Here is a 12,545-nt window from a genome sequence, read left to right as displayed (position 1 = left end):
TTCAGCCCTCTACCCAGCGTATTTGCGGTGGCTTGCCACCATGACGGTGCAAAAGGGCCTGCATTCCCGCCACGCTATCGTTCAACGTGACCTGGCCCGTCACTTTGAACCAGTCGCTTTGCACGCCAATATTGCTCCCGCCAGTCATGTCGCCGTTGCCCATGCGGTTCAGAAAATCGCTGCGACTGTTGAACCACAGCCCTTGATCGCGCTGATCTGCCAAATCGCGTGCCTGGGCCAGGTCCAGGCCGGGAATGCTGGCGCTCAACACTTCGGCACTGGCCGTATTGACATTGATGGCCGTCTTCTGCGGCAGAACCGTTACATAGTTGGATAGAACGGCGACAACGTCGGGCGGCATACCCTCAATGCCTGTCAGATCGCTCATCGTGCGCAAGCCCGGCGCAGTCTGTTCGCGCTGTGGGCCGGACTGTGACGCTGCCACGCGACGCGCCATCGTCATCGCCAGCGAAGCCGGCATGCCCAGGCCCGTGAGCAGTCGCTGCAGAACCGCAACTTCCCCAGGCTGCACCGCGCCCAGCAACGCCAATTGCGAGAGGTTGTATTTGCCTTGTTCGTCTTCGATCTGCCCCGAAAAATACGCCTTGTGTCGGCCATCTGGTGTGCTGATCTCCAGACCGGCAATAGGCTGCGCCCAGATGGCGTCCTTTCGGGTGATTGCGTTGCGGCGGGCATCATTGAAGAGAATGACGCGCGCCCAATCCAACCCGCCGCGCAGAAGCCAGTCGGCCTGCGTGCGCTCACGTTCGCCGATCAGCGTGTCGGCCAGCAGCGCCTGCCTTTGCATGATGGCGGCTGTAGTCACTGCCGCCGCGCCCACCACCACCAGGGCGGCGATCACCGCCATGCCACGCTGGGCGCGCGGCCGTGAACCGGGCGGGGCAGGGCGACGGTGCCAGGGCATGCGCACAAGTTGATTCATGGCAGCCGCACCACTTTTCGATAGGTTTCATCCACTCCGTTGTGTCGGCGTGCAATAACGATTTCCAATCCTGTCGCTGCCGATTGAGCATTCTGCGTGCTCAGCGAAGACCAGCCCTGGCCAGGCACCCAGCCCCGAACCATGAAACGGCCCACCTGTTCAAGCACAATCTCGCTCACGCCCGGATCGGGCAAAGGCAGCGTATGCGTGGCGGGCCCGACAGCACGCCGCAGGGTATTGCCTTCCATGCCCCAGATCACCTTTTGCCATGCGCCGTTATGGGCCGATCGCAGCACCGTAAGCACTGGCTCATGCCAGACAATGCCGGGCGGCAAGATCGCACTCGTTGGCGCAGAGGGATCCCACTGCATGGCGGATGTGAGGATGTCGTTGCTGGCATGTCGGCTGATATCGCTTTCGATCTGGCCCAGCACCCTCACCAAACCCAGCGTATCGTCGGCGCTGGCATTCAGGCGTCCGTTGGACCGCTCGACCATGTCCAGGGCTCGCCATGAAATGAGGCTGAGCAGCGCCATGAGTGCCAGCGCCACCAGCACTTCAATCAGCGTGAACCCTTTCTGATGTACATGCGTGTGTTTCATGGCAGAGACGACAGCAAACCGTTCAGCTCTGCCAGCACAGGGCCGTCTGCGAGACGCGCCCGCACCGTCGCCAGCCGGAAATTGCCATTCACCGTAGTCTGAAACTGCTGCTCGCACACAAAAGGCAGCGGACCCTGCGGACAGGGCTCCGTTTTACGCCCCGGCACAGGAAAACTGCGCATCAGACGCAGCTCGGTCAAGCGGTTTTCAGCCGCCTGCAGCGCCAGGCTGCGCTGCTGCATGGCCTGCGCGCCGTTGGCGCTGATGCCCAGCGCCCGTACGCTCGCTGCCAGCGCCACGCTGACAATGGCCAGTGCGATCAGTACTTCCAGCAAGGTGAACCCGGATTGAGGATAAGGCGTACTCATGGCCGTACCCGATATTGACCGTTGCCCGAGCGCACAATACGAACGGTATTCGTGCCGTCGTCCAATTCAACCGCCAGCGGGCCGGATATCCACTCCGTATTGAATACGGTCGCCGCGGGCGGATCGATGCGCACCGCGATCGCATTGTCAGAAGACCAGTCGCGCCTGCGCAATGAACTGGTGTCGGGAAAATCCTCGGCCCGCACAGGCCCCGCCTGCCGCGCCAAACCTGTCGGCAGAAACAGATCGCGCGGCGCGCGCGCAAAACCATAGCCCTGCGTATCGAATTTCCAGACAACAGGGCTGTCGCCCTTGCGCGCCTGCGCCTGGGCAACCCCGAACAGTTGCGACAGGCGCACAGCATCCTGGCGAAGCGCCTGTGCGTCGCCATCCTGAAAAGCGCCGACACTGATCGTCGTGGTGGCGATACCGATAATTGCCAGCACAATCAGTACTTCCAACAGTGAAAAGCCAGCCTGTCGGACACCTCGCCTACCTTGATGACCAGGAGCCGATATCGGCGTCGTTGCCTTCGCCTCCCGGTTGCCCGTCGGCACCCAATGAAAAGACATCGATTTCCCCATGTACCCCCGGATTCAGATACTGATAAGGCGTGCCCCACGGATCGTTGGGCAGGTTGTCCATGTACGAGCGTCGATTGCCGGCCTGACCCGTTTGCGGCGGCGCGACCAGCGATTGCAGCCCCTGCTCGGTGGCGGGGTAACGACCGTTGTCGAGCCGGTATAGTTTGAGTGCCTGCATGAGCGCACCGATATCCTGGCGCGCCGCGATAGCGCGCGCCTGATCCGGGCGATCCATGAGATTAGGCACAATTAGCGCGGCCAAAATGCCCATGATGACCACGACCACCATGATTTCAATCAGGGAGAAGCCGAGCTGATGCCCACGGCCGAATCGCGATGTTGGCAAGCGCTCCTGCATCCCCCTCCCTCGTGTACCCTGTTTATTGTTTTGCACAGCGCTTTGGAATAATCATTATTTTGAAAGAATTTATCAAGTTTATAAATGACAATGACAGACACGTCAATTAGCGCACTTTATACTGTCATCATCTTGTTTAATACAATAAATTCGTAAATGCTCCAAAGCGGCCCGCCACCAGGATTCATAAGCAATGACGCGTTTTTTCTCCTTTAACCATCTTGATGGGCCAGCCGTGGTGCGCGGGCTGGCGATGGTGGCGTTCATGGCAGGGGTAGGCATATGGGGGGCGATTCTTTTTGCGCCGGTGCCGCAAGCCTTGCCCCCGGCGCTCGACACCGCTCACGACCCCGGTCGCGATACGAGTGCCGTTGCCCGTTGGTTCGGCGGCGCAGCCCTGCGTGTTCGCGTGGCCGTCGCTGGCCTGATCACAGGCGAAGACGCTCGCGGGACAGCCCTGCTGTCCATCAATGATGGCCCCGTGAGGGCCTATGGCATTGGCCAGACGCTTGCCCCTGGCGTGAGCCTGGCAGGGATCACCGCCAATGCGGTGTCGATTGACCAGGATGGCATTCTCGAGCAGGTAGCCATGCCTCATCCCCCTTCAAGCGATATCCAGGGTTTTTTACCTGCCCCGCCTTCATTGGGGTTGAGCGAGACTTCAGTTCAACAACGCTGAAATAATTTTCAAGTGATTGATTTAAATTCAATAAATATCATTCTTCCAGCGTTTGACGATGTTCCGGAAGTTACTTCCATTTCTTTCATAATTGCAAACAAAAATCATTATCAATACGCAGCGCTTTCCTATATTCTCTGAAACGTCTATTGGCTAAGCCAGCATGCCAGCAAAGCATGCCGGTTTCATTTCAGAGGCTAGTTTGCATGTGGACGCCACAACTGCTGTTTCAAAAGCACGCGCACGAAATCAATTGCTACTTACGCAAGTGTGGGCATGGGCAGGATGAAGCCGCCGATCTCACGCAAGATGTATTTTTACGGGTAATGCGCGCCATGCAACCCAAGTGCGATGACAACCTTCGCGCCTACCTCTATGCTGTTGCGCGCAACTTGTCTACCGATGTCTATCGCCGGCGACAAACCGCTCGTATCTCCGATATTCCCGATTACGAATACTACGGCTTTCCCGATCCCAACCCAGGCCCAGAGCAAGTCATTGCCTGCCGCCAGCAGTTGGAAATCCTGGATCGTGCTTTGGCCGAACTTCCCCAAAAAACAAGGCGTGCATTCGAGCTCTATCGATTCGGCGAAATGACCATCACTCAGGTCGCTGCCGAAATAAATCTTTCCGTTTCCCGCACCTGGACGATTATCCAGCAAGCATGCCAGCATTTGCGCGCCAGTATTCAAGAGGAAGCCTCCTAGCCGCAATCCCCCCGCCTGGCGCAACGGTCATTCCAAATCGCAGCCGCAAACTGGCATTGTGCCTATCTAGTGCGTCTGCGCACTCCCGGAATGACCGTGGCTATGATCGTGGTTGTGGTGCTCGCGAGGCTGAGTAAGGCTGCAGTCGCTTGCTGGTTCATCGGCATTCCAATCGATCGCGACCGTCGGGTGCTCTATATTGAACCTGGTCTTGAGCTCTTTTGCCACGCGCTCAACCACTTCCCTCGCCTGCGCATCGTCTTGCGGACGTACATGCAGCGTTGCCATGGTTCGCCCCGAAGAAAGCTGCCACACATGGATGTGGTTGACAGCCGCAAGTCCCGCGACGCTCTCCATCAGCCCGCGCTCCACCTCGGCCGGAGAAGCGTCATCCGGCGCGCCTTCCAAGAGGATGTGGATCGATTTGGCCAAAAGCTTCCAGGCACTTCTGACGATCAGTAACGCAACGACGACAGATAGGATTGGATCGATCGGGGTCCAAGCGGTGTAGTAAATCACGACGGCCGCGACGATGGCACCCACTGAGCCCAGCAAGTCTCCCATTACGTGCAGTATCGCGCCTTTGACGTTGACATGATCGGTGTCTCCGCGGGTCATGATCCACAGCACGAGAATGTTGACCAGCAAGCCAACAATGGCCACGAGCAGCATTGGTCCGGCCAGGATCTCGTGTGGTTCGAAAAACCGCAGCCACGCCTCATAGCAAATCCAGCCCACGATGGCGAACAGGGTAATGGCATTGATAAAACCTGCAATCACCTCTAGTCGCAGATAGCCAAAGGTGCGTTTGCTGTCGGCCGCGCGCCGGCCGAATCGGAAGGCGGCATAAGCCAGCGCCAGCGCGCCGGCATCCGTCAGCATGTGTCCGGCGTCCGCGAGCAGGGCCAGCGAGCCCGACAGGAAGCTACCGACCACCTCCACGATCATGAAGACAAAAATCAATACGAATGAAAGCAGTATCTTGCGCTCGTTGGCGCTGGTCACTGTGGGAGTATGCGAATGATCATGATCGTGATGGTGGTCGTGACCGCTCTGTGGATGTGAATGTGAATGAGACATTGGGAACCTAAAAGGATGGCATGTCTAAAATATAACATATGAACATATGTTCATGTAAAGAATCTTATAATCCCGCCAATTTCCAAATCATAGGCGAATTGCCTGGCAAGGACATCCCCGAGCGTGGTCGAGAGGGTATATTGGCGCGTGAGCCGCGTTGGCCAACCGGCTTCAGACCGCTCCTTGAGCCGTGCTCGCCGAGCCCGACCAGCGTGCATTCCGAGTTCGACCAGACTTTCCGGCTTGCGCGATAGTGAGGCGGCCTGCCATTTTCGGCTAATCTTCTGCGTGCTCTTCAGCGACGTGATTCGCCATATCAAGCAATACCTGGCTTACATGGTGATCGGCGATCTCGTAGAAGATCTGCTTGGCGTTGCGCACGCCCTTAACCAAGCGAGCGCCTCGAAGCAGGCGCAGATGATGGCTTACAAGCGATTGGGACAAACTCAGGCTTTCCGCAATGTCGCCAACTGAAGTTGGGCCTTTTACGCAGGAAAGTATGATTTTCAGGCGGGATGGGTCGCCAAGCAATCGGAATGTTTCCGCGAGGATTGCGATCTCATTCTGAGAAGGATCCAAAGCTTGTGCGCCGCCACCGTCCCGGTGAGCTTTGTTCTTGCGCACAGTCATCAATCAATCTCCATGGCTCTATGGTGCGTGCGCTCAGCACCCAACTCAATAGCGTTAAAGTCGTTACCCGTAAAACGGTCAATTATTGACCTTACCATAATGATCGGGTTTACGCCTTCGGGCCATATTCGCTTTCCAATTTGAGGGCCACTCGCCGGGTGGCTCCTCCGGAAGCAGCCACGCCTGGATCGTCGCGGGTAAGTTCGCGTTGCCACGCGTAACGCTCAATTGCGCCTTGCCATTTGGCATTCAGTTGCTATGCCCGCTTGACCTTCCCATCGTGGCAGAGTTTAAGCTTTGCATTAACACAAACATTCAAGGAGTAGGTCAATGGCTACCAGTGACCTTCGGCAAAGTGATCGTTCTTTCATGACTACAGGCCATCGTCTGGCCCTGCCGGTCGAAGGCATGACGTGCGCATCGTGCGTAGGCCGTGTCGAGCGTGCGCTCAAAGCGGTCCCCGGCGTGCATACCGCCGCGGTCAATCTCGCCACCGAGCGCGCCGACATCACCTTCACGGGCGAGGCCGATCCGCAGGCCGCTGTCCGCGCCATCGAGAGCGCCGGCTACACCGTCCGTGAAGAGACCACCGAGCTCGCGATTGAGGACATGACGTGTGCGTCGTGTGTGGGCCGGGTGGAGAAAGCGCTCGCGCAACTCCCGGGCGTGCTCGGGGCGACTGTCAACCTGGCGACCGAGCGCGCCCGGGTGCGCCACCTTGCCGATGTCGTCTCAACGGCCGACCTTGAAGCGGCGGTTGAACAGGCAGGTTACAAGTCCCGCCGCCTGTCTGCCGACACGGCGAATGCAGGCGATGAAGACACCGACCGTCGCGAGAGCGAGGCGCAGGCGTTGCGGCGCTCCCTGCTCATTGCCGCCATTCTCACTTTGCCCGTCTTCATCCTCGAGATGGGTTCGCACCTAATTCCCGCCATGCATCACTGGGTGGTGGTGACATTAGGTCAGCAGACCAACTGGTATGTGCAGTTCGCACTTGCCACGCTGGTCCTGTTCGGTCCGGGTCTGCGATTCTTTCGCAAGGGGATACCGGCGCTGCTGCGCGGCGCCCCCGACATGAACTCGCTGGTCTCGGTCGGTACGGCGGCGGCCTATGGTTATTCGGTGGTCGCGACCTTCGTCCCCGATGTGCTGCCGCAGGGAACCGCCAACGTCTATTTCGAGGCCGCCGCGGTCATCGTGACCTTGATCCTGCTCGGACGCACGCTGGAGGCGCGCGCCAAGGGGCGCACTTCGCAAGCGATCAAGCGGCTCGTGGGGCTTCAGGCCAAGACCGCGCGTGTTCAGCGCGACGGCGATACGGTCGAGATTGCGCTCGATCAGGTGAGTACCGGCGACGTCGTGCTCGTTCGTCCGGGCGAGAAGATTCCGGTAGACGGCAAGGTCGTCGAGGGCGCTTCTTATGTTGACGAGAGCATGATCACCGGCGAGCCGGTGCCCGTGTCCAAGGCGGTGGGCGCCGAAGTCGTCGGCGGCACGATCAACAAGACGGGCGCTTTCAGTTTCCGCGTGACCAAGGTCGGCGCGAATACCGTGCTTGCGCAGATCATCCGTCTGGTCGAGGAAGCGCAGGGATCCAAGCTGCCCATCCAGGCGCTGGTGGACAAGGTGACCATGTGGTTTGTTCCGGCGGTGATGGCAGCGGCCACGCTGACCTTCCTGGTCTGGCTGATCTTTGGCCCGACCCCTGCGTTGACCTTTGCCCTCGTCAATGCGGTCGCGGTGCTTATTATCGCCTGCCCGTGCGCCATGGGGCTGGCCACGCCGACCTCGATCATGGTCGGTACGGGCCGCGCAGCGGAGCTCGGCGTGCTCTTTCGCAAGGGCGAAGCGTTGCAGGCGCTGCGCGGTGTGAGCGTCATTGCGCTCGACAAGACTGGCACGCTGACCAAAGGGCGGCCCGAACTGACCGATCTCGTCCCCGCCGAAGGCTTCGACTATAACGAAGTGCTCGCTCTCGTTGCGGCGGTCGAAACCCGCTCCGAGCACCCGATCGCCGAATCGATTGTCGCCGCCTCGAAGCAACTGGGTCTCACGCTCGCACCCATCAAGGGCTTCGACGCAACGCCGGGCTTCGGCGTTTCGGCCCAGGTCGACGGCCGCACTGTCGCCGTCGGCGCGGACCGGTTCATGACACAGCTCGGTCTCGATGTGGCAAGCTTTCAATCTACCGTCCAGCGCCTCGGCGCGCAGGGCAAGAGTCCGCTCTATGCCGCGATCGACGGCCGCCTCGCGGCGGTGATAGCCGTCGCCGATCCGATCAAGGAGACAACGCCCGAGGCGATCAAGGCGCTGCATGCGCTCGGACTGAAGGTTGCGATGATCACTGGCGACAATTCCGCCACGGCCTCGGCGATCGCCTCGCAGCTCGGCATCGATGAAGTCGCGGCTGAAGTCCTGCCCGATGGCAAAGTCGCGGCGCTGAAGAAATTTCGAGCCAATGGCGCGCGGGTAGCCTTCGTAGGCGACGGCATTAACGACGCGCCGGCGCTTGCCGAAGCGGACGTTGGCCTTGCCATTGGCACGGGCACCGATGTAGCGATCGAGGCGGCGGACGTGGTGCTGATGTCTGGAGACCTGCGTGGCGTGCCAAATGCCATTGCGCTCAGCCAGGCGACGATTCGCAACATCAAGCAAAACCTGTTCTGGGCCTTTGCCTACAACGTCGTGTTGATTCCGGTTGCGGCGGGCGTGTTTTATCCAGTGAACGGCACCTTGCTTTCGCCGATCTTTGCCGCAGCTGCGATGGCATTCTCCAGTGTGTTCGTGCTTGGCAACGCGTTACGGCTCAAGCGCTTTCACGCACCCATGGCGATCGATGCCCGGGCCGAGACGCCGACGGGCGGGACGGCAACGCGCCCCGGCCACGCCTAGCGAGCGACAACGTATTCCGCGCCGAAGCGCCGCATGGCTAGCACCCAAAACACAAATAAGGATGGCATCATTGGCTGTATATTTATGCGGGACATTATTCCGCAATGCGGTATCAAGCTGGGCTATAATAAGCGCCAAGGAAGCTGTCAATAATAGTTTCAAGATACTCTTCAATCGGAATAATGACTGTGGATAAAGAACACACACCTGCCATTTCTCCTCAGGCCGGTGAAGACAGAGCTTTTGTTACAGCGCTAGCGCGAGGTTTGGAGTTGTTGTCATGCTTTCGCTCAGGCAATCGCGCATTGGGCAATCAAGAGCTCGCGCAGCGATGCAAGCTGCCTAAATCCACAGTGTCTCGCCTTACCTATACATTGACTCGCTTGGGGTATCTGGTGCAGGTGCCCGACAGCGGAAAGTTTCGCCTTGGAACCGCAACGCTTTCCCTGGGTAGCAACATGCTGGCCCGCATGGATGTGCGCCGGGTAGCCCGGCCTTTTATGCAGGAGCTTGCCAATTTCGCGCACGGCATGGTGTCCCTGGGCGCGCGCGACCGCTTGTCTATCATCTACGTGGAAACCTGCCGCAGCTCCGCGACGCTCACGCTGAACGCGGAGATCGGTTCGCGCCTGCAGATTTCCAACTCCGCCATCGGACGCGCCTATCTGGCCGCCGTGTCAGAGCAAGAGCGCGGAGAAATCATGAATCAGATCAAAGACCTGGACGATATGGCGTGGCCAAAGACACAGTCTGGCATAGAAAAAGCGGTGGAAGACTACCGCACGCTAGGCGTGGCATGTTCTTTCGGGGATTGGCAGGAGGATGTGAACGGCATTGCGCGGGCTTTTTCTCCCGGCGATGGGTTGCCACTCATGGTCATCAATTGCGGCGGTCCTTCCTTTACGCTATCCAGGGATTTTCTTCTCCAGGACGTCCGGCCCCGGCTCATCGACATCTCTGACAAAATCGAGAACATTCTTACAGGGCATCGTTAGATCCAGGGGGGTAATGCTTCCACCTTATGCCCATCTATCTCCGCCGAGGCGGGTGATCCCGGCCCAGCTTGCCTTGTCCAGAGCCCGCGGCCACCGCCCGCTCCCTGGCTGGGTCTCCCGTTTCTCTTCGCCTGGGTCGCCCGGCTTCTGCTGTGTGTTTACAGAGCTGGGCCGTCTTAATATTACTTGCGCAATGCGGTACAGGATACCGCTCAGCAGAATATTCTTTCTCATCTGATCGGTTTGGACATGTGCGCCTGTCAGTGCTGCGCGATATAAATCTTGAAGTAAGCAAGGGCGAAATCATTTTGTTTTTGGGAGCCGATCCCTCCATATTGAACCTGATGCGGGATTGGGCAAATGAACGAACGGGTATATTGCTTGTGGAGCAGTATGCCGATTTGGCTCTTCCTCTGGCAGATCGCGTGATTGTCATGCGGGGTGGGGAAATCATCCTGTCATGCGAGGCGCATGAACTTAGCAGCAGCAGTCAACTGCGCGAGGCTTATCTCGGCGTAAGCTGGGGCTGGGCCAGGGTTCCTCGAGTGCTGTCGATGGGGAACGGGCTGGCCAAAGAGATCAAGCTGTCAGATCTTGAGGCTAATAGGATAGATCCAACTTCGAAAACTCATTCAATTCCGACTGAATGGCATTGGAAAATTCCTGGCGAGTCATGGCAGGTAAATCCATTGCCATCGAATCGTATAACCCCGCGTGGCGGGGCTGCATGAACTGGTTTCTGCTTCACTGGGCGCTTTCGCGCGTGGCGCCGGGCATGGCCGGCGGGTTGGTCGTTGATGCGTGATAGAACGGAATCATGCGGTTGCGAGAGGAAATAATATGCGCGGACATGGCTGCGCGCGCGGCGCTCGAGTCGCGGTTCTGTATTCCATCAACGATTTTCTTGTGTTCTTCTATGGCCTCTTCAGCGACGGACGCGTGATAGCGCAGCCTGAACAGATGCATGTGAGCATGCAGATTCTCCAGGACATGTTTCATGATGCCATTGTCGCTCAGTGTGATGATGGTGCTATGGAAAGCGTCATCCAAAATCGCGAAACGACCATAGTTCTTCTTGGTGCCCTCGAGCACGAGTTGCTCCATCTGGCTGCATAGTTCTCGCAACTGGCGCACATCATCCGCACGCGCGTTATCGGCCGCCAACGCAGCGGCTTCCGGTTCCAGTAGCTCGCGCATCAGGTAGGTTTCACTGAAATATTTTTCGGTTGGGATCGGGGCTACCCAAAAACCTGCGTTGTGCTTTCCAACAATCAGGCCTTCCGTCTGCAGGCGGATCAATGCTGCGCGCACGGGCGTTTGAGACACGCCAAAGGTACGGGCCAGCGTATCGACGGTCAATCGACTGCCTGGGGGTATTTCCAGCGATACCAGTTGGGTGATGAGTGATTCGTAGACTTCGTCACTTAAGGATCGCTTGGTGCGAGGCTCATCTTGTTCATCACCTGCTAGGTGAGCTGTGCGGGTTTTTAATGCCATGGTGTCAGTGAAAGTAGGGCCAAAGCGGCATGAAATCAATTATAGGCGGCCCGGATCAGGCAGGAATTCCATCCTATCGTTTTCCCTAGCGCTCGACAATTTACTTGCTGGGCCTGTCTTTATCATATACGATTTTATAAATCGTGTATGATATGCACTATAGGAAAAAAATGAGCATACGCACTTCTACAGTGGGGATAGACGAAGTCAGGCGTACGTGCCTGGCTGCATTATGTGCCGCCGGTGTGCCTTCTAATCATGCGCAAACACAAGTGCGCTTGTTATTGGATGCCGAATTGCGAGGCGTGCATTCACATGGCTTGTTGCGTTTGCCGCGTGTAATTGAACGCGTTCGCAACGGAGTTTGCGATCCTCATGCTACGGGCAGGGGTGCGTGGAAAGGCGCTTCTCGTTACGAGGTTGATGGTTGCCACGGTTTGGGGCCGGTGGTGGCTTGCGCCGCTTTGGAGCGCTTGTATGACAAGGTGGAAACCAGCGGTGTTGCTGTCGCCGCTGTACGCAACTGTGATCATCTTGGCATGCTCGCCTGGTATGCAAAACAGGCAACTAATCGCGGCCTGATTCTGATCGCGCTCACTGTCAGCGAAGCCTTAGTCCATCCTTGGGGAGGTAGGCGTGCCATGGTGGGCACAAACCCGATCGCCATCGGGGTGCCTGCGGATCCTCATCCTTTTATTCTTGATATGGCGACGAGTCTCGTTTCCATGGGAAAAATCCATGATCATGCGAATCGCGGCCTGCCTATTCCTTTGGGGTGGGCGGTCGACGGAGCAGGGCAGCCGACCACCGATGCAGAAGCGGCCAAGGGCGGTGCCATTGCACCCTTTGGCGGAGCCAAAGGATATGGACTCGGACTGGGGTTCGAGTTGCTTGTCGCGGGACTGACGGGATGTGCTATTGGCACGGATGTGGTGGGAACGTTGGATAGCGACCAGCCTTGCAACAAGGGCGACCTATTTATTGTATTGAAACCCTTGAATGACGCAACCAAATCGATAAGCAATTATCTGCAAGCCTTGCGTTCCTCCCAACCTGCAGATCCCCGCAGCCCGGTTCGTGTTCCAGGTGATCGCGGGCGCGAAGCTCAAGTGAGTCGAGAGCGGGATGAGATAGATATCGACAGCACCGTATGGTCGCAAATCGAAAAGTTGGCAAAAGCATAACGCGTTTGGTTAAAGATGAACACTAT

14 protein-coding genes are annotated in these 12,545 nt (G+C 58.0%); 6 read left to right on the top strand and 8 right to left on the bottom strand.

The features are described 5' to 3' along the window. Position 1: 1 nt before the first annotated feature. Genes gspK through gspG form a run of 5 tightly spaced genes read right to left on the bottom strand, consistent with a single transcriptional unit; the run spans position 2 to position 2,855 of the window. Positions 2-943 (bottom strand): type II secretion system minor pseudopilin GspK, encoded by a 942-nt coding sequence (gene gspK / locus ERE07_RS03600; RefSeq protein ID WP_130007417.1) that lies wholly within the window; start codon positions 941-943, stop codon positions 2-4. Then, positions 940-1,545 (bottom strand): PulJ/GspJ family protein, encoded by a 606-nt coding sequence (locus tag ERE07_RS03595; RefSeq protein ID WP_130007416.1) that lies wholly within the window; start codon positions 1,543-1,545, stop codon positions 940-942. The genes gspK and ERE07_RS03595 overlap by 4 nt, the downstream gene beginning before the upstream one ends. After that, positions 1,542-1,913: a type II secretion system minor pseudopilin GspI gene (gene gspI, locus ERE07_RS03590; protein ID WP_130007415.1), complete on the bottom strand. Its 372-nt coding sequence runs from the start codon at positions 1,911-1,913 to the stop codon at positions 1,542-1,544. Before gspI ends, ERE07_RS03595 begins: the two co-directional genes overlap by 4 nt. Then, positions 1,910-2,485 carry a prepilin-type N-terminal cleavage/methylation domain-containing protein gene (locus ERE07_RS03585; RefSeq protein ID WP_280634350.1) on the bottom strand — a complete coding sequence of 192 codons (576 nt, stop codon included), beginning with the start codon at positions 2,483-2,485 and terminating at the stop codon, positions 1,910-1,912. The genes gspI and ERE07_RS03585 overlap by 4 nt, the downstream gene beginning before the upstream one ends. Further along, positions 2,406-2,855 carry a type II secretion system major pseudopilin GspG gene (gene gspG, locus ERE07_RS03580; protein WP_130007413.1) on the bottom strand — a complete coding sequence of 150 codons (450 nt, stop codon included), beginning with the start codon at positions 2,853-2,855 and terminating at the stop codon, positions 2,406-2,408. Before gspG ends, ERE07_RS03585 begins: the two co-directional genes overlap by 80 nt. Positions 2,856-3,048: 193 nt before the next feature. Between gspG and ERE07_RS03575 the strand changes: the two genes are divergently transcribed. Then, a complete protein-coding gene (locus ERE07_RS03575; protein ID WP_245153385.1) occupies positions 3,049-3,534 on the top strand; it encodes a type II secretion system protein N in 486 nt (161 codons plus the stop codon). Positions 3,535-3,740: 206 nt separating this feature from the next. Beyond that, positions 3,741-4,241 carry an RNA polymerase sigma factor gene (locus tag ERE07_RS03570; RefSeq protein WP_130007412.1) on the top strand — a complete coding sequence of 167 codons (501 nt, stop codon included), beginning with the start codon at positions 3,741-3,743 and terminating at the stop codon, positions 4,239-4,241. A 66-nt stretch (positions 4,242-4,307) separates the two neighbouring features. Here the strand turns inward: ERE07_RS03570 and ERE07_RS03565 are convergent, their stop codons facing one another. Continuing rightward, positions 4,308-5,246 (bottom strand): cation diffusion facilitator family transporter, encoded by a 939-nt coding sequence (locus ERE07_RS03565; RefSeq protein ID WP_245153384.1) that lies wholly within the window; start codon positions 5,244-5,246, stop codon positions 4,308-4,310. A gap of 351 nt (positions 5,247-5,597) precedes the next feature. After that, positions 5,598-5,951 (bottom strand): ArsR/SmtB family transcription factor, encoded by a 354-nt coding sequence (locus ERE07_RS03560; RefSeq protein ID WP_130007410.1) that lies wholly within the window; start codon positions 5,949-5,951, stop codon positions 5,598-5,600. A gap of 330 nt (positions 5,952-6,281) precedes the next feature. Between ERE07_RS03560 and ERE07_RS03555 the strand changes: the two genes are divergently transcribed. From ERE07_RS03555 to ERE07_RS03545, 3 genes are all read left to right on the top strand, one after another. Next, the gene (locus ERE07_RS03555; protein ID WP_425330944.1) at positions 6,282-8,843 is read left to right on the top strand and encodes a heavy metal translocating P-type ATPase; all 2,562 of its coding nucleotides are present in this window, start codon (positions 6,282-6,284) and stop codon (positions 8,841-8,843) included. A 182-nt stretch (positions 8,844-9,025) separates the two neighbouring features. Continuing rightward, on the top strand, positions 9,026-9,838 hold the full coding sequence (locus ERE07_RS03550; RefSeq protein WP_130007409.1) for an IclR family transcriptional regulator: 813 nt from the start codon (positions 9,026-9,028) through the stop codon (positions 9,836-9,838). Between the two features lie 263 nt (positions 9,839-10,101). Then, the gene (locus ERE07_RS03545) at positions 10,102-10,569 is read left to right on the top strand and encodes an ATP-binding cassette domain-containing protein (protein ID WP_167670712.1); all 468 of its coding nucleotides are present in this window, start codon (positions 10,102-10,104) and stop codon (positions 10,567-10,569) included. Between the two features lie 13 nt (positions 10,570-10,582). On the opposite strand, the gene ERE07_RS03540 is transcribed toward ERE07_RS03545, so the two are convergent. After that, a complete protein-coding gene (locus tag ERE07_RS03540) occupies positions 10,583-11,335 on the bottom strand; it encodes a GntR family transcriptional regulator (protein ID WP_130007407.1) in 753 nt (250 codons plus the stop codon). Positions 11,336-11,505: 170 nt separating this feature from the next. Between ERE07_RS03540 and ERE07_RS03535 the strand changes: the two genes are divergently transcribed. Then, positions 11,506-12,519, top strand: a complete 1,014-nt coding sequence (locus ERE07_RS03535) for an Ldh family oxidoreductase (protein ID WP_130007406.1) — start codon at positions 11,506-11,508, stop codon at positions 12,517-12,519. The last annotated feature ends 26 nt before the right edge of the window (positions 12,520-12,545 follow it).

Source organism: Allopusillimonas ginsengisoli (assembly GCF_004153455.1).
GTDB lineage: Bacteria > Pseudomonadota > Gammaproteobacteria > Burkholderiales > Burkholderiaceae_B > Allopusillimonas > Allopusillimonas ginsengisoli.
Note: the sequence above shows the minus strand (reverse complement) of the source record. Positions and strands in the feature narration are given on the sequence as shown.